We start from the raw sequence: 18,793 nt of genomic DNA on the forward strand, positions 1-18,793 counted from the left end.
CATTCAGTTGATAAACATAATCAGAAGGCCTGCCGTGCCCTGTTGATTACTTCTTCTTTTTCGGGGCGATGACCATGATCAGCTGGCGTCCTTCCATCTTAGGATGCTGTTCGACCGAACCGTACTCGAGCAGGTCAGCTTCAACCCGCTTGAGGAGTTCCATCCCCAGCTCCTGGTGGGCCATCTCACGGCCGCGGAATCGCAAGGATACCTTGGCCCTGTCCCCATCACTCAGGAAACGTACCAGGTTGCGCAGTTTTACCTGGTAATCCCCTTCCTCCGTCCCTGGACGAAACTTGATTTCTTTAACCTGAATCTGCTTCTGGTTTTTTTTGGCCGCGGCAACCTGCTTCTTCTTCTCGAAGATCGATTTGCCGTAGTCCATCAGTTTGCAAACAGGGGGTACTGCATCGGCGGAAATTTCCACCAAATCCAGTTTGGCCTCTTCAGCCTTAAGAAGCGCGTCTTCAATTGACACAATCCCAAGCTGTTCACCTTCAGCCCCAATTAACCGAACCTCGCGTGCCGAGATATTCTCGTTGATCGGGGCTTTCGGTGCAGCTCGTTTATCTTGTCTCATTTCACGCTTAATAATAATTACTCCGAATCTGGGCGACCACGCCGGGAAACCGCTTGCGCGAGAAACTCAGCGAACTGGGCGACGGGCATCGAGCCCAGGTCAGCACCTTCACGAGTACGCACAGCGACAGTCTGCATCTCGACTTCCTTATCTCCGATTACCAAGAGATAGGGAACCTTGAGCAAAGTATGCTCGCGGATTTTAAAGCCGATCTTTTCATTTCTCAAGTCGGACTTGGCACGAAATCCGCTTTCGTTGAGAGTTTTTTCAACTTCTGCAACAAAATCTGCCTGTTTATCAGTGATATTCATGATCACCGCCTGGGTCGGCGCGAGCCACGCAGGGAATGCACCTTCATAGTGCTCGATCAAAATACCGACGAAACGCTCGAAGGAACCGAGGATCGCACGGTGCAACATCACTGGGTGTTTGCGGCTGTTGTCTTCGGAGACGTATTCAGCGCCCAAACGGACAGGCAGGTTAAAATCGAGCTGCAAGGTACCACATTGCCAGACGCGACCGAGGCAATCTTTTAGCGAAAACTCGATCTTCGGACCGTAGAACGCACCCTCTCCCGGCTGCAGATCGTACGGCAGGCCCGCAGAATCAAGGGCTGCAGCCAATGCGGCCTCAGCGCGATCCCACAGCTCGTCGGAACCGACGCGTTTTTCCGGACGAGTGGACAGTTTCATTTCGACGTCGGTGAAGCCGAAGTCGCGATAAACGTCCATGGTCAGCTTGATGAATGCAGCGGATTCGGCTTGCATCTGCTCTTCGGTGCAGAAGATGTGGGCGTCGTCCTGAGTGAACGCACGCACACGCATGATGCCGTGCAGCGCACCCGACGGCTCGTTACGGTGGCAGGCACCGAATTCGGCCAGACGCATCGGCAGCTCGCGGTAGCTCTTCAGGCCTTGGTTGAACACCTGCACGTGGCATGGGCAGTTCATCGGCTTGATGGCGTAGTCGCGGTTTTCCGACTGCGTGGTAAACATGTTGTCGGCGTAGTTGGCCCAGTGCCCGGATTTTTCCCAGAGGCTGCGATCAACGACTTGAGGGGTTTTGATCTCAAGGTAGCCGTTGTCACGCTGGATCTTGCGCATGTACTGCTCAAGCACCTGGTACAGCGTCCAGCCGTTCGGGTGCCAGAACACCATGCCCGGGGATTCTTCCTGAGTGTGGAACAGGCCCAGACGCTTGCCGATCTTGCGGTGATCGCGTTTTTCAGCTTCTTCGATGCGCTGGATGTAAGCCGCCAGCTGCTTCTTGTCTGCCCAAGCGGTGCCGTAAACGCGCTGCAATTGCTCGTTCTTGGCGTCGCCACGCCAGTAGGCGCCCGACAACTTGGTCAGTTTGAAGGATTTCAGGAAGCGAGTGTTCGGCACGTGCGGGCCGCGGCACATGTCGACGTATTCTTCGTGATAGTACAGACCCATGGCCTGCTCGTTCGGCATGTCCTCGACCAGACGCAACTTGTAGTCTTCGCCGCGAGCCTTGAACACTTCGATCACTTCGGCGCGCGGAGTGACTTTCTTGATGACGTCGTAATCTTTCTCGATCAGCTGCTGCATACGCTGTTCGATCGCAGCCATGTCGTCCGGAGTGAAAGGACGTTCGAAGGCGATGTCGTAATAGAAGCCTTCGTCGATGACCGGGCCGATCACCATTTTTGCAGTCGGGTACAGCTGCTTGACCGCATGCCCCACCAGGTGAGCGCAAGAGTGGCGAATGATCTCCAGCCCCTCTTCATCCTTTGGCGTAATGATTTGCAGGGTCGCGTCGCTGCTGATGATGTCGCTGGCGTCGACCAGTTGACCATTGACCTTGCCGGCCAGTGTGGCTTTGGCCAGGCCAGCACCAATGGATGCGGCGACCTCGGCTACGGAAACCGGGTGATCGAATGAACGTTGACTGCCGTCGGGAAGAGTAATAGTTGGCATGGCGCCTCCTCTCCTAGTGGTGACCCCTACCAAAGGTCACGTGGGTTGGGATGAGCCAGTACAAGATCCGATCCAGGCCATTCAATGACGAACGCCTGCCTTACAGCGGCAGGAGCCTTGCGGCCAACCGGAAAACCGAACCAGAGTGACTGGGATTCAAATCAGAAATATTCGCACGTTGACCGCGTCCGGGATTGTAGGTCATCCGGCGCCTGAGAACGCTTGAGCCCGGCATGCTAGCACAGATGAGCGGTCACTTATGCCTCTGTTTGATCAGAAGGCAAATCGTCCGTTTTTATGCCAGAGTGCTGAACTTGATCGGCCTTTCAGCCCTCAGATAACAAGACATTGACCCACAAGGAGCATCCTCGCATGCGTCTGAATACCCTGTTCGCCGTCGTCGCCCCGATCGTTATGTTGCTGCCGTTGACTGCCCACGCCGATTGGCCAAAGGGCGAGCGCGAGAAGTACATGGCGCAGTGCACTCAGGCTGCGACCCAACAAATCGGTGCTGCCGCAGCGAAATCTCATTGTGCTTGCGGCGCTGACGCCATCAAGTCTTATCCGGCCAGCGACATTCAGGCACTGATGGACAATAAGGCGACTCCTGAACTGCAGCAGAAAGCGCTGGGCCAAATCGCCAAATGCAAGGCAAATACCCCGGCGAAAAAGTGATCAAAAAAGTCTTTTGAATCGGCTCAGCGCCTCTAAAAAGGGCTGAATTTGAGCCTTTTCGGAGGATTTATGCAGGTTTTACAGGTTTTTTTATTGTCTTTACGTTCCGCGCAAACCCTTGTAAACCGGGGCTTTCAGCCGAAATCGGCAGTAAAGAAAACACGACTGATTGGCAAACAGCACGTCCGGGGGGCTACCAAAGCGAACATTTCGACTATGATACTCCGGTGTGCCCAGTTGGCCTGAGCAGCACAGCACTACTGAAAATATATGTTTCTTGGAGATACACCATGTCTAATCGCCAAACCGGCACCGTTAAATGGTTCAACGATGAAAAAGGCTTCGGCTTCATCACTCCTCAAGGTGGCGGTGACGACCTGTTCGTACACTTCAAAGCTATCGAATCCGACGGTTTCAAAAGCCTGAAAGAAGGCCAGACCGTCTCCTTCGTGGCTGAGAAAGGCCAAAAGGGTATGCAAGCTGCACAGGTTCGCCCAGAGTAATTTCTCGGCGCACTAAAAAAACCCCGTCCATGTGACGGGGTTTTTTATGCCTGCAACAAAAGCCTTGTGAAATCAGCCGCAGTTGACGCGGGTGATCACCAGGTTGTTGTCGGTGTTCAGGTTCAAGCGATCGGAACGGTACTCAAGGGTGATCATGTCGTTCGGCTTGAGGAAGCGGGCATTCTGCGCGCCTGCTTTGGTGCGGGCTTGCTCCAGCAGTTCCGGCGAGGCTTTCTTGCCGATGGTGAATTGCGCTGCCGAAGCATCACAGCGGCTGTGACCCGCTTCGGTCGCCACGGAATCCTTTGCCGACTCGCTGGAGGTCGTGCTGCAACCGGCCAACATGGCAGCGGCCATAAGTGCACCCAGTGTCGCGAACTTCAAAGGCATGAAGCCTCCTTATTTCAAAAAGTTAAGCTGAGATCGTGCGACCGCCATTCCGGCGTTTGGTTTCACGGGCGATGCCATCACCCTGCCCCACGATCGGAAAAACGCCGAGTGTGCCTGAGCGGCGTTCATGTCTTCATCAATCAATCGTGACTGAATATTAACGGCGCTCAATACACGTCGATGTAGTCAAACGGCGGATTCGGCCAGTTGTCCTTAAGCGCGTTGAAAATCTGCATCACCCACACCTCATCGCTGGCCGCGACATTGCCCACATAGCCCGAACCCTTGGCCCAGGTTTCGAGGCGAAACAACAGTCCGTCGATATCCTGCCCACCGGTAATGCCCGAAGAAAGGTAAGCGATGCCGCCCTTGGTTACGCGCAGTTGCGTATGTTCGTCATCACTGGCTGAAGCGAGCAACTGGCGCACCGCGTCGAGCGTAAGGCCGTCAGGGGTATTCAAATCGATCTGCACAGCACGATCCTTGGAAAGCCGGAAAAGACCAAGTGTCGCATAGCGCTCCGCTCATGCCTAAGTCGCAGTGCCAAACGCCCGACAAAATGGTTAACTCGGCACACAGACTTCCCGACTTTTCGAGCGCACCTCATGACCACCATCAGCATCGACGCCGACATCAAAGCCAAATGGGCAGACGGACACAGCTCCTACAGTCCGGGGACAACGGAAGAGCTGGCGCTGATTGGGATCGATCTATTGGTCAAAGAGCTGGGCACGGAAGCGGCCAAGCAATTCATCAAGCAGATTTTTGAGCGTTACCCGACTGAAAAAGTCGAGCACGCAGAGAAGGCGTGAACTCTCGCTGGAGTAAAGGTTTAGGGCGTCTGTGCGGGCCTCTTCGCGAGCAAGCTCGGCTCCTACAAAACTGCGTGAATTTGTAGGAGCTGAGCTTGCTCGCGAAGGCGGCCTTACCGACGACGCACCCTCCGCGAGTGCGAATGCTTTATTTCAGGCGCTTCAGGCGCTCGGTCAGCAAGTCGAAGAAACCCTGAGCGTCACCGTTTTCAACCCAGAAGGCATTTTTCGGCGCTTTCAGGCCGTCATACCAGTCAACAATGGTCTGGCCGAAAGTCGGGCCTTCACGGCTATCAACCACAACATTCACCGAACGACCGGTGAACAGCTCAGGCTTGAGCAGGTAAGCGATGACGGTAGCGTCATGCACCGGGCCACCCGGGATGCCGTAATGCTCCATGTCGCCTTTGATGTACTCGTTGAGGATGTCGCCAACAATCTTGCTCGCATTGTTGTTGAGCGCAGCGATCTGTTTCAGGCGTGCGTCACTGGTGAGGATCTTGTGGGTCACGTCCAGTGGCAGGTAGGTAAGTTTCACGCCGCTTTTGAGTACCACTTCAGCCGCTTGCGGATCGGCAAACAGATTGAATTCGGCCACCGGGGTGATGTTGCCGCCATTGAAGTGCGCACCGCCCATGATCACCACTTCCTTGATGCCCTGCACAATCTCGGGCTCCTGGATCAGCGCCAGCGCCAGGTTGGTCTGCGGGCCGAGCATGGCGATGGTGATGCTGTGCGGCTTGGCGCTCTTCAGGGTATCGATCAGGTAGTTGACAGCATTGCCTTGCGCCAGGCCTTTTTTCGGCTCATGCACGGTGACACCCGACAGGCCTTCCTTACCATGGATGTTCTCGGCGTAAATCGGCGTGCGCATCAGCGGCTTCGGCGCACCGGCGTAAACCGGCACATCCTCGCGCCCTGCCCACTCGCGGGCCAGACGTGCATTACGCGAGGTTTTGTCGAGACGCACGTTGCCGGCAACGGTGGTCAGCGCGCGAATGTTCAGTTCTTCTGGCGAGGCCAGTGCGAACAGCAAAGCGACCACGTCGTCAGCACCCGGGTCGGTGTCGATGATCAGGTCGATTTTTTCCGCCGCCTGAGCGCCGGTGGCAGTGATGACGGACAAAAGCAGCAGACTCCGGAGCAAATGGTGCAGTTTCTGAGCATAGCGTTGCATGGCGCATTCCTTGTGCTGGTGAAATCAAAAGTTAGAAGGTGACCCCGGCGACCAGCACGATGTTGCAGTACGGCTGGCATTCGCCCGTACGAACAATCGCTCGCGCCTGTCGGCTAAGCACCTTGAATTGCTCATGACTGAGCAGATCGCGGCGCCCCAAAGCGCCCTCTTCGTTCAACGCGTCCAGCGTACTGAGCGCCGTCGGTTGCTTGTCGAAAATTTCTTTAGCCAGCGCATGGCTTTCCACCTGCATCTCGCTGAGCACGACTTTCAACGTGCTGACGAAATCCGGCACGCCATGGGTCAGCGCCAGATCGATCAGCTCGACACCCGGCGGCACCGGCAGCCCGGCGTCACCGATGACGACCATGTCGCCATGGCCCAGGGAGGCGATCAGTCGCGACAGGGCGACGTTGAGCAGAGGAGTCTTTTTCATGCGGGTTTAAACGCCTGTACGTCGGATTGGGTGGGAATGGACGGTTGCGCGCCGGCGCGAGTGACCGACAGCGCGGCGGCAATCTGCCCGTAACGAATCGCTTCGGCCTCGGACTTGCCAGCGGCCAGCGCAGCGGCGAAACCACCGACAAAGGTGTCCCCCGCTGCCGTGGTGTCGACGGCTTTCACCTTCGGCGCCGGGAAATGCTCGAAGCTTTGACCGTTGGCGAACAGCGAACCTTGCGCGCCGAGGGTGATGATGACTTTGCCCGCGCCCATGGCGATCAGGTGGCTGGCCGCTTTTTCTGCGGTCTCCAGCGAGTCCACCGGCAATCCACTCAACGCGGTCGCTTCGCTTTCATTGGGAATCAGGTAATCAATGGCGGTGAACCAGTCAGCGGGCAGCGGGCGGCTAGCCGGTGCCGGATTGAGGATCACGGTTTTACCGAGTGCGCGGGCACGCTTGAGCGCATGGCCCACGGTTGCGTCGGGAATTTCCAGTTGGCAGATGACCACGTCAGCCGCCTGCAACACTGCATCGAACTGGTCGATCACCGCAGGCGTCATCGCGCCATTGGCCCCGGCGACGATAACGATGGCGTTCTGACTGTTGTCATCGACCACAATCAACGCCACACCGCTGGAATCCTCAACAACGCTTACGGCCTGGCAATCGATCTGCTCGGCCAGCAAGGCGTCACGCAATTGCACGCCATAGTCATCGTTGCCCACGCAACCGACCATCGCCACCTGCGCGCCCAACCGGGCAGCGGCGACGGCCTGATTGGCACCCTTGCCGCCGGAAACCGTGGCGAAGGAATGACCGATCAGCGTTTCACCGCCGACGGGAAGGCGTGGCGCCCGGGTCACCAGATCCATGTTCAGGCTGCCTATTACCACTACATTTGCTGGCATACATCACTACTCGTCAATTCGGTTTCAGCGGTATTCGGTGAACACGCCGGACAGCGGCGCGGTCGATTCGCGCAGGACAATACTCGGGGTCACGATGCGTTGATCGGTGCCCAGATGCGGGGTGGCAATCCTTCGCAGCAGTACTTCCGCGGCCATCTCGCCCAGTTGCAGGATCGACTGGCCGACGGTGGTCAGCGCCGGGTACACGTAACGGCTCATCTGGATATCGTCGAAGCCGATCACCGACAACTCGCTCGGCACGCGCACGTTGCGTTCAGCCGCCGCGCGCAACACGCCGATACCGATCATGTCGTTACCGGCGAAAATCGCGCTCGGCGGATTGTTTTCCAGCAGGATCGCCGCGGCGTTGTAACCGCCAGTGCTGGTGAAATCGCTTTCCAGCATGCGTTCCTGCCGGACTTCGATACCGGCCTCTTTCAGCGCTCGGCAATAACCGGCCTGACGCATCTGCGCCACGCTGGTAGTCGCCGGGCCACCGATGGTGGCGATGTCGCGATGGCCCAACTCCAACAGATGGCGAGTCGCGAGGTATGCGCCGTATTCGTGGTCGATGCGCACCAGATCCGCGTCGACACCGTCCAGTCCCCGGTCGACGATGACCATCGGCGTTTTAACACCGGCCAAGCCTTGCGCCAGACCGCTGTCACCCCCGGCGGAGGCGACGATCAAACCGTCGATGCGTTTTTCCAGCAGCACGCGTAAATAACTGCGCTGCTTTTCCGGGTTGTCGTCGGAGTTGCAGAGGATCACGCAGTAGCCGTTACGCTCGCAATAATCCTCGATGCCCCGCGCCAGCTCGGCGAAGTACGGGTTAAGACTGTTCGGCACCAGCAGGCCGATGGTCGCAGTGGTTTTGGCTTTCAGTGAGCGCGCCACGGCACTCGGCACGTAGTCGAGACTCTTGATCGCCGCCTCGACTTTCAGCCGCACTTCCTGGCTGACTGGCCGGGTTTTGTTCACCACATGGGACACGGTCGTGTAGGAAATCCCCGCGAGCGCCGCCACATCCTTGATCGTTGCCATAAGTCTTTCTCAGCCCCGTCGACTGGCGCGTTGACTGCGATAAGTGTCGAGTACCACGGCAATGACGATCACCGCACCGGTGATGATGCGCTTGGTCGGCTCGCTCGCGCCAATTTGCGCCAGACCGGCCGCCAGCACCGAGATGATCAATACGCCAAAGAACGTGCTGATCACCGAACCGCGTCCGCCCATCAGGCTGGTGCCGCCGATGACCACGGCCGCAATCACTTGCAGCTCAAGGCCGGAACCGGCATTCGGATCCGCCGCTTCCAGACGCGAAATCTGAAACAGCGCCGCGATACCGGCCAGCAACCCCATCAGGCTGAACACCAGAATCTTGTACGGCTTCGGATTGATCCCGGCGAGGCGCACGGCCTCTTCGTTGGTGCCGATGCCGATCAGGTAGCGACCGAACACAGTGCGGGTCAACACCGCTTGAGCAATGATGATCACCAGCAAGGCGATGATGAACGACGGCGAGATACCGAACGCCACCGGATTCGACAGCCAGGCGAACGAGTCACCAATGTACGCGGTGCGCGAGCCGGTCATCTGATAGGCCAGACCCCGAGCCATTTCCAGCACACCGAGGGAGACGATGAACGACGGAATGCGCCAGGCCACGGTGATCGAACCGGTGACGGTACCGGCCAGTGCTGCCACTGCCATGCCGAGCAACGCCGAAGGCAACACCCCCCAGCCCCAACCGAGAATCGCCACGCTGACCGTCGACGCCGCCAGCGCCAGCACCGAACCCACTGAGAGGTCGATGCCGCCGATGATCAGCACGAACGTCATGCCGACCGCCAGCACCATCAAGTCCGGAATCTGGTTGGCCAAAGTGCTGAAAGTGTTATAGGACAGAAAATGGCTGCTCAAGACCGAGAACAGCGCAATCATCGCCAGCAAGGCCCCGGCCAGGCCCAGATAAGTGCCCAGACCGTAAAAATTGCCACTACGTTTGCTGGCAGGAGATGCAGTTTTCATGGGAGATCCCTAGGCGCCGCTTCGTTGAGCAACGCATCACGTTTTTGGTAGCCGGCGAATGCGGCGGCAAGCAAATCATCCTGAGTCCAGCTGTCACGCTCGAAGGTGTCGATCAGGCGCCCCGCCGACAGCACGCCGATGCGGTCGCAGATCAGCATCAACTCACGCAGATCGCTGGAGACCACCACCAGCGCTTTACCCTGGCGAGTCAATTCGCCGAGCAATGCATAAATGTCGAATTTGGCGCCGACGTCGATGCCTCGGGTTGGCTCGTCGAACAGCAGTACCGAGCAATTACGCTCCAGCCAACGGCCGATCACGACCTTTTGCTGGTTGCCACCGGACAACTCTGAAACAAGCTGTGTCGGGCTCGAACTGCGGATGCGCATGGCGTCGATCTGACGCTTGGCCAAGGCAATTTCGTCGCTGTTATTGACGACACCGCCACTGGAAATTTCTGGCATGTTGCCCAGCGCAATGTTGGCGCTGATCGACTGACTGAGCAGCAGCCCTTCGCCCTTGCGATCTTCGGTGATCAGCGCGATACCGTTGCGCACGGCATCAACCGGCGAACGAATGCTGACTACTTTGGCGGGCGAACCGAGGGCGATGGTGCCGCTGTCGGCCAGATCCGCACCGAAGATCAGCCGCAGTAACTCCGTGCGCCCTGCCCCGATCAATCCGGAAATCCCGTAGATCTCGCCGGCGCGCACTTCGAAGGAAACATCGCGAACCTTGTCGGAGCGAGTCAGGCCGGTGACCGTCAACGCTGGCGCGCCAATATTGCGCGCGCCCATATCAATATGCTCGCCCAGCTCGCGGCCGACCATCAGCGTGACCAGTTGCTCGCTGTTGTAATTGGCCATCGGCTCGACGCAGACCAGATTGCCGTCACGCAGCACGGCGATGCGCTGCGCCACACGGGCAAGCTCTTCGAGGCGATGGGAAATGTAGATGATCGAGACGCCGCGCGCCTGCAATCGGGTGATCTGCTCAAAAAGCATTTCGACTTCGCGCGCCGTCAGCATCGCGGTCGGCTCGTCGAGGATCAGCACATGGCAATCGCCGATCAGGTTGCGGGCGATTTCAACCATCTGCTGATGGCCGATGCCCAGCTCGCCGACCAGTGTGTCCGGATCGATCGCGTCGAGGCCGACTTGCGCCATGGCTTCGATCGCCGCTTTACGCAGTTGCTTGCGACTGATCCAGCCACCGTTGCTCGGCAAGTTGTCGAGAAACAGGTTCTCCGCCACCGACAAGGTCGGCAACAAATTGAGTTCTTGCATGACCATGCGCACGCCAAGCTCTTCGGCCTGAGTACGACTGCCCGGGCGATAGTCCTTGCCCTGAAACTGCATCTGGCCGGTGGTCGGAGTGACCAGTCCGCAAATGATTTTCGACAAGGTGCTTTTGCCGGCGCCATTCTCGCCGGTCAGCGCCAGCACTTCACCGCGCATCAGCGTCAACTCGATGCCGGTCAGCACCGGTTGCGCATAGGTCTTACCGATACCGCTGACCGAGAGGACAGCGTTCGGGGCGGAAACTGACATAAAAACTCTCCATGCGCTCGCCCGGACGGACGAGCGCCGTTGTGCCGCCAGAAGACTTACTTGGTGACCAGCTCGACCGGCGTTTCGATCACGCCATTCGGGCCGCTGTCGACTTTCTCGCCTTTGATGATCTTCAGCGCAGTCTCGATGCCGAATACCGCTTGTTTGGCAGCGTATTGATCAGCAGTGGCGAGCACACGACCGTCCTTCAGCATCGGCTTGATCGCGTTGATGTTGTCGTAACCAACGACCTGCACCTGACCAGCCTTGCCGGCGGCACGTACGGCGGAGACGGCGCCAACGGCCATGCTGTCGTTACCGGCCAGCAGTGCTTTGACGTCCGGGTATTCGCTGAGGATCGAGGCGGCAACCTTGTTGCCCTTGTCGATTTCCCAGTCGCCGGATTGCAGCGACACCACTTTGATCTGCGCCGCGTCCATCGCGTCCTTGAAGCCCGCAGTTCGTTGCTGGGCGTTGGTGGTCGTCGATACGCCTTCGATGATGCCGACTTCGTCACCGGCCTTGAGCTGCTTGGCCAGGTATTCACCGACCAGACGCGCGCCTTTACGGTTGTCCGGGCCTACGAAAGGCACGCTGATGTTTTTGCTTTTGACGATGGCCGGATCAAGCTGATTGTCGATGTTGATCACGGTAATACCGGCGTCGACGGCTTTCTTGATCACCGGCACCATGGCCTTGGAGTCAGAGGGCGCGATCACCAGAGCGTTGACCTTGGCGAGAATCATCTGCTCGACGATGCGCGTTTGGCCGGCGGTATCGGTTTCATCTTTGATGCCGTTGGAGATCAGATCGAAATCGGCGGAGTGTTCTTTCTGGTAGGCCTTGGCGCCGTCTTCCATGGTCAGGAAGAATTCGTTGGCCAGGGATTTCATGACCAGTGCGACTTTAGGTTTTTCGACAGATTCGGCGAACGCCGAGGAGACAGGTAGCGCGGCGGCGGTGGCAGCCAGCATAGCGACAGCAAGAAGACGTCCAGCGAATGGCAGCTTCATGGGTTCACTCCGATCTTATGATTATTGTGAGCAAAGGTTGCGCTGGCGTAAGCTGCGTGGTCTTCCCTGCAAGGGAAACCAGCCGTTAAAGCCGCGCAAACGTTTGCGTAGACCGAACTATGCGAATCCCGCCGACATTTGTCAATAAACAGAAATCAGTATTTTGCGGCAGGGCAAATCATCGGACTCGCCCTCGCCTCATGCCGTGGTATTGACCACGCTGCCGGTGCTCGAACCCTTGGCCATCTCTTTGACCAGGCTGCCCGCCACCTCCATAAGCGCTGCGTTGGTATCGGCGATCTGCCCCTGAATCGACATGACCGCGGTGGTCTTGGCTTCCGGAGTTGGATACTTCGCGGCTTGCGCGGCGGCTAGTTGCTGCTGCTGTTCCTGCAACTGCTTTTGCAGTTCCTGCATGCGCTTGAGCAGCAGTTTTATGGTGACGCTTTGATTGCCGCCGCTTTCAGCCTTGCTCTCTTCCTGCGCCGGCCCGCCGGTTCTCACCGTTTTGCTATCAGCCTCTTCCTTGCCCACTGCATTGGGTGACGCTTCTGCATCCGCTTTGGCCAGCGCATCGATCGTTGCCGCCGTTTTACCACCGATGGTGACCGCGCCGGGGTTGGCAAAACCGACTGTCAGTGACATATGAAACTCCTGAAAAAATGGATTCCTTGAACAGGCATCGGCCTGCCTGACGCTTTCTTTAATAAGACGCTGGAAACGTCGGACTCCCGACAGGCAATCAACATCGCCATGCTTTTCGGTGAGCCGAACATAAAAGCCCGTTCTGTTCGGAAAGCCGGATATGCACTTGGTTACGACACGCTATCGATCGAATAAATCCTGATATAAATCATTAACTTAAACAATTTTCTCGAGCACAGTACGAATGGTACAGATCCTGCTCCCTACCCTGCACCCCGGCATCCAGATCGGCCGGGGCGCATCTAGATGAACCTGCATCAGCACCGTCTCACTACTAGAGAGAAAAATAATGAAATCTGCTTTCAACACTTTGGTTCCGGGCGCTTTGGCCCTCCTTATGCTCCTGCCCACCGCCCTCCAGGCAAAAGAAGTCGAAACCCAGACCAAACTCGCCAACGTTGTGGTGCTTGCCACGGGCGGCACCATTGCCGGTGCGGGCGCCAGCGCTGCCAACAGCGCGACGTATCAGGCCGCCAAGGTTGGTGTCGAGCAACTCATCGCCGGTATTCCCGAGCTGAGCAAACTGGCGAACGTGCGTGGCGAACAAGTCATGCAGATCGCGTCCGAAAGCATCACCAACGACAACCTGCTGCAACTCGGTCGTCGCGTCGCCGAACTGGCTGACAGCAAAGACGTCGACGGCATCGTCATCACCCACGGTACCGACACCCTCGAAGAAACCGCGTACTTTCTGAACCTGGTCGAGAAGACTGACAAGCCGATCATCGTTGTCGGTTCGATGCGCCCAGGCACCGCCATGTCCGCCGACGGCATGCTCAACCTGTACAACGCCGTGGCCGTGGCCAGCAGCAAAGACGCGCGCGGCAAAGGCGTACTGGTGACCATGAACGACGAGATCCAGTCGGGTCGCGACGTCAGCAAAATGATCAACATCAAGACCGAAGCATTCAAAAGCGCCTGGGGCCCGCTGGGTATGGTCGTTGAAGGCAAATCCTACTGGTTCCGCTTGCCAGCCAAGCGTCACACCATGGATTCGGAATTCGACATCAAGAACATCAAGAGCCTGCCTGACGTAGAAATCGCCTATTCCTACGGCAACGTAAGCGATACGGCCTACAAAGCCCTGGCCCAATCCGGCGCCAAAGCAATCATCCATGCCGGCACGGGCAACGGTTCGGTGTCTTCCCGCGTGGTGCCAGCGCTGCAAGAGCTGCGCAAGGAAGGCGTGCAAATCATTCGTTCGTCCCACGTCAACGCCGGCGGTTTTGTTCTGCGCAACGCCGAACAGCCTGACGACAAGTACGACTGGGTGGTTGCTCACGACCTGAACCCACAGAAAGCCCGCATCCTGGCGATGGTCGCGTTGACTAAAACCAACGACAGCAAAGAGCTGCAACGGATGTTCTGGGAATACTGATTGACCTTCGCCCGGTCTTCTCTTGATCGGGCACACTTCACACCACTCGTTTACCGGGCGAGTGGTGTGACGCTTACGACCCTTCTGCATTTTTCCTACAAAAAAATCGACTCGCCTCACATTAAAATCAAAAAACCGCTGTCAGAGGATTTTCTTGAATTTTAAGCAGTTGCGAAAATGCCTACAGTTAAATACTGTATGCACGTACAGCTTAATAAGGATAACCTCGTGGCCACCTCTCCTGATGCTCCTGACGCCTTTGAACGCATGGGTATGCGCGTTCAAAAGATCATCAATTCCCCTACCGCACAAAAAGCCAAAGCCGCACTGATCTTCCGTCTGCCGGACGAGCCGATGGATGACTGGGAGCGTTTGCTTGAGGAAATCGACGAGAACGACAACGTCACCCTCGCCTATCGCGACGATGGTGGCGTGCAGATTTTTTGGGTTGTGCCGAAGGAAGATTGATTCAATGAGTGTCCGCTGTTTTGTTTTGCTGTTGTTATCGTTCATCGCTTTTGGCGCCCAGGCCGGAGCGCCACGCACGTTTTCTGAAGCCAAGAAGGCTGCGTGGAAGCTCTACGCGCCGCAGTCCACCGAGTTTTATTGCGGGTGCAAATACACCGGTAACAAAGTGGATTTGAAGGCCTGCGGCTACGTCCCGCGCAAGAACGCCAAGCGTGCGTCGCGCATCGAATGGGAACACATCGTCCCGGCCTGGCAGATTGGCCATCAGCGCCAATGCTGGCAGGACGGCGGCCGCAAGAATTGCACGCGCTACGACCCGACCTATCAGAAGGCTGAAGCCGATTTGCACAACCTGGTGCCGAGCATTGGCGAGGTCAACGGCGACCGCAGCAACTTCAGCTACGGCTGGCTGCCGTTGCAATCCGGTCAATACGGTTCCTGCCTGACCCAGGTCGATTTCAAAGCAAAGAAGGTCATGCCCCGCCCTTCGATTCGCGGCATGATCGCCCGCACCTATTTCTATATGAGCAAGCAATACGGCTTGCGCATATCGAAACAGGATCGGCAATTGTACGAAGCGTGGGACAAGACCTACCCGGTGCAAGACTGGGAGCGTCAACGCAATCAAAGCGTGGCGTGCGTGATGGGACGCGGCAATGAGTTTGTCGGCCCGGTGAATATGAAAGCCTGCGGTTGATCGAACGCGCAAAAAGAAAGGCCTCGAACGTGATGTTCGAGGCCTTTTTTGTGGCTAGCTGCCGACCTTGTTGTAGCGCCAGTAACCCATCAGATTGAGCGACTCGCGCGGGATGCCACAGTCTTTGATCAGGTACCTGCGCAAGCTCATCACTGCCGCGCTTTCTCCAGCGATCCAGCCGTAGAAACCTTCGGCGGCGGTTTCGGCGATTTCCCAGAGTATTTCTTTGTCGATATCGACGTCGGCGAGTTCGACAGTCCGACCGATGGATGAAGTGTGGATGGGTGGAACGGCTTTTTGCACCGCCTCAACCATCAATGTACCGGCGGTGGTTTTCTCGCGGATCAGCCACTGCACGGTCAGCCCCGGCCAATCGGGCACCGGCAGCATGTCCTGAGCGCTGTCGACTTCAAAGAACGCTTGAGTCTGGGGCGGAGCGGCTTTCGCGGCCAACACATCAAGAATGCCCATGGCAGCCGGCAACGCGGTGCCGTCGGCGACCAGCAGAACCTGATTGAGGACTTGCGGCGGCTTCCATTCGAAGCCCCCGGCGTCATTGGCCGAGAAGCGCCGGTCGGGCGCAAGGATCTGCATCGAATCCCCCGGTTGCGCACGAAGCGCCCAGCGCGATGCAGGGCCAGTTTCACCATGGAGGACGAAATCGATATCAACCTCGCCTTGTTCGGCGCGCAAATGGCGAATGGTGTAAGTGCGCATCGCCGGACGTCGATCGACGATCATGGCCTTGAAGCGCGCGTACCAGCCTTCACCTTGAGCCAGTCTGGCCGGCGAACCGTCGGCCGCAGGGAAAAACAGTTTTACCCGTTGATCCGGCGCCCAGGTGGCCATGTCGTTGACCGAGGGATGGGCCAGGGTGATCCGCATCATGTGCGGGCTCAGTTGGGTTTTGCGTTGCAGGGTGACGTCGAACAGCTTGTAGGGGTTGGAGGCCATGCGGAGCTCCTTTGGGGAATCGTGACTGACTCGTATAAGACGAGTCACCTGCGACGTCCTTTAGGGCGCTCCACTGAAAGGCAGGCTTACGGCGTGATCGGGTGCTCGATCACCACCGATTCAATATTTTGTTTCTTGGCTTTTACCAATGCCGCATCCACTTCTACTTTTCGCGCTTCGGCGTCGGCTTGCGAGTTGAACGGGCCGATCAGAATGCGCGGTTTGCCGCTGCTGTCTTTGATCACCGTCGGGATAAAAGCGTGCTCGATCAACCAGCCGCTCAGGTCGCTGACAGCCTGAGGGGTTTCGCCGCGCACTTCGAGATCCCATTGCGGTGCAGCCGCCGCTGCTGGCGCCGTCACTGCTGCCGTTTGTGGTTTCGGTGCCTCAACGTTTTTGCCTTCACCACACCCGGCCAATACCAGTGCCGCGACCATCCAGACCAATTTGCGCACAACGCTTTCCTCGAAATTCTCAAAGGCGCGATCTTAACATTCAAAAATACTTCGCGAGCCCCGCAAAATGGGCACAAAACAACGAGAATGATGATTGCAGCCTCTGTATAGTTACGCCCTGGGAATTAATGCCGCATCTGCGCGTCAGAAAGAGGCACCCAAACTGTGAGACTTCGCACTAATCTATACGTACCACCGACCTCTGCACTGTCTGAATCAGGTGCCCTACAAAGCAATCAAGGAGAAGACCATGCTGATACTCACCCGCAAAGTCGGTGAAAGCATAAACATTGGTGATGACATTACGATCACCATTCTGGGCGTAAGCGGCCAACAGGTTCGCATCGGCATCAACGCTCCAAAGAACGTTGCCGTACACCGTGAAGAGATCTATCAGCGCATTCAAGCTGGCCTGACCGCACCGGACAAGCCACAAACGCCCTGAGCCTCACAGCAGTCAGTAGCCAGTTAGCTTGCCCGAACGCAATGACTGGCTAAAGATTCATGCGCCGTCCTGCCATCCACCCCCACTTCGTTGGCCACGGCGCTTGATATGCTTTCCCGCCCCGCTTGATCCACCCTGCCCTCTGTTGAATCCGATACTACCCGCCAATCTTAAGGCTGGATGTCGGACGTTTCCGAGAGAGCACGGGGAATCCGCTCTCCTAGCCGAACGTCACCCCTCGCGCCATTCCTGTTGCGGCGACAACCATCAGCACCAGCAATAGCGCTTCAGCGTGACTGATTCGTGCATAGATTTTTGCCCGCCCGGTATCAATCGGCTTGCCCTTTGCCAAAGCGATCCGCCATTTGATCAACGTAATCATCGGCGCGAGCTCCATCAGCAGAATCAGCACAAACAACGTCATCTTCAGATGGAACAGCGGCTGATGCAGGTAATAGTCGGTGCCTTTTTCATACCCACCGAAGGCCCGCATCCCGCCGGTGATCAGCAGGATCAACGCAGAGACACCCCATAGATTGTCAGCGAGCAAAACCCGCTTCACCTCTCCGGTTCCGGCAGCGAGTCGACTGAACGCCGTCCCGCGCGTCAGTACCGCCCAGAAGCCCAGGGCAAACGCCAGTAGATGAACCGCTGCAAGAAACCAGTGAACCAGCATCGAGACACTCCCCTCAGCAAGAGTCGGAAATCGGCCAGTCAGTAGTAGTCGAAAAAGTAGGGATTTGCTCGGGCAGGTACGTAGGACTTATTACGTCTTTGCGCAGGAAGAAAGGGAGAAGCCAAATCGCAGGCAAAAAAAATCCCAAGCAGCTGATGGAAGCTTGGGATTTAAAAATGCATAAACCGTGGTGGTGAACGCGGGGCGGATATTACTGAAATTCACAGTCTGTAACAAGGTGTTTTTGATAACCGGTTGGTTAAATAAAACCGTAACCCATTCAATATACGAATTATTTTTCATGCCCTCGGCGACGAACGGTGATCGCTTACCAAGGATTGGTTCGAATTTATAGATTCACAACTCGACCAGTTTTTACGAGCAACCCCGGAGCAGATTCCTTGGAAAGGTCGACTGCATTCGACTTAATCACTTTCCACACCGAACAACTCACTCAGGCAGAAAAAATGAATTACCTGATTCGGCATTCGGTCAAGAATTGTGAACGCAGTAAATCTGACGAGGTGCAGTAATGACTATCGAAGCAGAGACACTCGTACAACTGACCGAAGCGCTCCAGCAACGCGGCATGACTCTGGTATCAGACGTTGCATTCATCCGAGCGCCCTACCGGCATAACCATCGCTGGGTTTGCAGCGTAGAGTAAAAAATCGACTGGATCTGTCTGTAGCAGCAGTCAGGATTGGCGAAGATCCTCGCTCCGAAACGGGCCTTGCAAATCGCAGACAACAAAAAAGGGCCCACCTTTCGGTGAGCCCTTCTAGACCGCCCAGCAGAGCGGATTTTGTTTGGTAGGCGCGATTGGACTCGAACCAACGACCCCCACCATGTCAAGGTGGTGCTCTAACCAACTGAGCTACGTGCCTGCTGTGAGGCGGCATTCTACGGAATTCCGGAGGGGTGTCAACACCTTTTTTTCACCTAACCCTATGAATATGCAAAATATTTAATTTCGAGTCGGCGACGAGGATTT

Annotated in this window: 22 protein-coding genes and 1 tRNA gene; 7 read left to right on the forward strand and 16 right to left on the reverse strand. The window is 56.9% G+C overall.

Annotated features, from left to right (window positions below; genetic code table 11):
• Positions 1 to 46 precede the first annotated feature (46 nt).
• Positions 47 to 598 (reverse strand): translation initiation factor IF-3, encoded by a 552-nt coding sequence (gene infC / locus ACP3TY_RS15390; protein ID WP_170947229.1) that lies wholly within the window; start codon positions 596 to 598, stop codon positions 47 to 49.
• Positions 598 to 2,520, reverse strand: coding sequence for a threonine--tRNA ligase (thrS, locus tag ACP3TY_RS15395; RefSeq protein ID WP_007913488.1), 1,923 nt, complete (start codon positions 2,518 to 2,520; stop codon positions 598 to 600). The genes infC and thrS overlap by 1 nt, the downstream gene beginning before the upstream one ends.
• 372 nt (positions 2,521 to 2,892) lie before the next feature.
• Between thrS and ACP3TY_RS15400 the strand changes: the two genes are divergently transcribed.
• Both ACP3TY_RS15400 and ACP3TY_RS15405 read left to right on the forward strand, forming a co-directional pair.
• Entirely contained in the window at positions 2,893 to 3,195 is a 303-nt protein-coding gene (locus ACP3TY_RS15400) for a hypothetical protein (protein ID WP_212544426.1), read from the forward strand.
• A 290-nt stretch (positions 3,196 to 3,485) separates the two neighbouring features.
• Positions 3,486 to 3,698 carry a cold-shock protein gene (locus tag ACP3TY_RS15405; RefSeq protein ID WP_003179963.1) on the forward strand — a complete coding sequence of 71 codons (213 nt, stop codon included), beginning with the start codon at positions 3,486 to 3,488 and terminating at the stop codon, positions 3,696 to 3,698.
• 72 nt (positions 3,699 to 3,770) lie between these two features.
• On the opposite strand, the gene ACP3TY_RS15410 is transcribed toward ACP3TY_RS15405, so the two are convergent.
• On the reverse strand, positions 3,771 to 4,088 hold the full coding sequence (locus ACP3TY_RS15410) for an I78 family peptidase inhibitor (protein WP_400651562.1): 318 nt from the start codon (positions 4,086 to 4,088) through the stop codon (positions 3,771 to 3,773).
• Positions 4,089 to 4,255: 167 nt separating this feature from the next.
• Entirely contained in the window at positions 4,256 to 4,561 is a 306-nt protein-coding gene (locus ACP3TY_RS15415) for a hypothetical protein (protein ID WP_159814881.1), read from the reverse strand.
• A 132-nt stretch (positions 4,562 to 4,693) separates the two neighbouring features.
• Between ACP3TY_RS15415 and ACP3TY_RS15420 the strand changes: the two genes are divergently transcribed.
• Complete coding sequence (locus tag ACP3TY_RS15420; RefSeq protein WP_400754843.1) at positions 4,694 to 4,900, forward strand: hypothetical protein; 207 nt, start codon at positions 4,694 to 4,696, stop codon at positions 4,898 to 4,900.
• Positions 4,901 to 5,048: 148 nt separating this feature from the next.
• On the opposite strand, the gene ACP3TY_RS15425 is transcribed toward ACP3TY_RS15420, so the two are convergent.
• From ACP3TY_RS15425 to ACP3TY_RS15460, 8 genes are all read right to left on the reverse strand, one after another.
• Positions 5,049 to 6,077: a nucleoside hydrolase gene (locus ACP3TY_RS15425; RefSeq protein WP_426617916.1), complete on the reverse strand. Its 1,029-nt coding sequence runs from the start codon at positions 6,075 to 6,077 to the stop codon at positions 5,049 to 5,051.
• Between the two features lie 31 nt (positions 6,078 to 6,108).
• Positions 6,109 to 6,513: a D-ribose pyranase gene (gene rbsD / locus ACP3TY_RS15430; protein ID WP_053118990.1), complete on the reverse strand. Its 405-nt coding sequence runs from the start codon at positions 6,511 to 6,513 to the stop codon at positions 6,109 to 6,111.
• On the reverse strand, positions 6,510 to 7,427 hold the full coding sequence (gene rbsK / locus ACP3TY_RS15435) for a ribokinase (RefSeq protein ID WP_426617917.1): 918 nt from the start codon (positions 7,425 to 7,427) through the stop codon (positions 6,510 to 6,512). Before rbsK ends, rbsD begins: the two co-directional genes overlap by 4 nt.
• A gap of 24 nt (positions 7,428 to 7,451) precedes the next feature.
• On the reverse strand, positions 7,452 to 8,471 hold the full coding sequence (locus tag ACP3TY_RS15440; protein ID WP_426617918.1) for a LacI family DNA-binding transcriptional regulator: 1,020 nt from the start codon (positions 8,469 to 8,471) through the stop codon (positions 7,452 to 7,454).
• 9 nt (positions 8,472 to 8,480) lie between these two features.
• Entirely contained in the window at positions 8,481 to 9,458 is a 978-nt protein-coding gene (locus ACP3TY_RS15445; RefSeq protein ID WP_053118984.1) for an ABC transporter permease, read from the reverse strand.
• Positions 9,455 to 11,008 (reverse strand): sugar ABC transporter ATP-binding protein, encoded by a 1,554-nt coding sequence (locus tag ACP3TY_RS15450; RefSeq protein WP_426617919.1) that lies wholly within the window; start codon positions 11,006 to 11,008, stop codon positions 9,455 to 9,457. Before ACP3TY_RS15450 ends, ACP3TY_RS15445 begins: the two co-directional genes overlap by 4 nt.
• A gap of 56 nt (positions 11,009 to 11,064) precedes the next feature.
• Positions 11,065 to 12,021 (reverse strand): sugar ABC transporter substrate-binding protein, encoded by a 957-nt coding sequence (locus tag ACP3TY_RS15455; protein WP_159814877.1) that lies wholly within the window; start codon positions 12,019 to 12,021, stop codon positions 11,065 to 11,067.
• Between the two features lie 198 nt (positions 12,022 to 12,219).
• Positions 12,220 to 12,666, reverse strand: a complete 447-nt coding sequence (locus ACP3TY_RS15460) for a hypothetical protein (protein WP_426617920.1) — start codon at positions 12,664 to 12,666, stop codon at positions 12,220 to 12,222.
• 349 nt (positions 12,667 to 13,015) lie between these two features.
• Here ACP3TY_RS15460 and ACP3TY_RS15465 point away from each other — a divergent pair, with 349 nt between their 5' ends.
• The 3 genes from ACP3TY_RS15465 (at position 13,016) to ACP3TY_RS15475 (ending at position 15,269) form a co-directional block, all read left to right on the forward strand.
• Complete coding sequence (locus ACP3TY_RS15465; protein ID WP_159814875.1) at positions 13,016 to 14,104, forward strand: asparaginase; 1,089 nt, start codon at positions 13,016 to 13,018, stop codon at positions 14,102 to 14,104.
• A 198-nt stretch (positions 14,105 to 14,302) separates the two neighbouring features.
• Complete coding sequence (locus ACP3TY_RS15470; RefSeq protein WP_371262368.1) at positions 14,303 to 14,572, forward strand: DUF1654 domain-containing protein; 270 nt, start codon at positions 14,303 to 14,305, stop codon at positions 14,570 to 14,572.
• A gap of 4 nt (positions 14,573 to 14,576) precedes the next feature.
• On the forward strand, positions 14,577 to 15,269 hold the full coding sequence (locus ACP3TY_RS15475; RefSeq protein ID WP_426617921.1) for an endonuclease: 693 nt from the start codon (positions 14,577 to 14,579) through the stop codon (positions 15,267 to 15,269).
• Between the two features lie 54 nt (positions 15,270 to 15,323).
• On the opposite strand, the gene ACP3TY_RS15480 is transcribed toward ACP3TY_RS15475, so the two are convergent.
• Complete coding sequence (locus tag ACP3TY_RS15480; protein ID WP_426617922.1) at positions 15,324 to 16,223, reverse strand: siderophore-interacting protein; 900 nt, start codon at positions 16,221 to 16,223, stop codon at positions 15,324 to 15,326.
• Between the two features lie 86 nt (positions 16,224 to 16,309).
• On the reverse strand, positions 16,310 to 16,678 hold the full coding sequence (locus ACP3TY_RS15485) for a sporulation protein (protein ID WP_053118968.1): 369 nt from the start codon (positions 16,676 to 16,678) through the stop codon (positions 16,310 to 16,312).
• 250 nt (positions 16,679 to 16,928) lie between these two features.
• Here ACP3TY_RS15485 and csrA point away from each other — a divergent pair, with 250 nt between their 5' ends.
• Positions 16,929 to 17,123: a carbon storage regulator CsrA gene (gene csrA / locus ACP3TY_RS15490; protein ID WP_003179932.1), complete on the forward strand. Its 195-nt coding sequence runs from the start codon at positions 16,929 to 16,931 to the stop codon at positions 17,121 to 17,123.
• Positions 17,124 to 17,343: 220 nt separating this feature from the next.
• On the opposite strand, the gene ACP3TY_RS15495 is transcribed toward csrA, so the two are convergent.
• Entirely contained in the window at positions 17,344 to 17,799 is a 456-nt protein-coding gene (locus tag ACP3TY_RS15495) for a DUF2214 family protein (protein WP_053118966.1), read from the reverse strand.
• 810 nt (positions 17,800 to 18,609) lie between these two features.
• Positions 18,610 to 18,686 (reverse strand) — tRNA-Val (locus tag ACP3TY_RS15500).
• Positions 18,687 to 18,793: the final 107 nt, after the last annotated feature.

It is taken from the genome of Pseudomonas rustica (assembly GCF_049959085.1).
GTDB lineage: Bacteria > Pseudomonadota > Gammaproteobacteria > Pseudomonadales > Pseudomonadaceae > Aquipseudomonas > Aquipseudomonas rustica.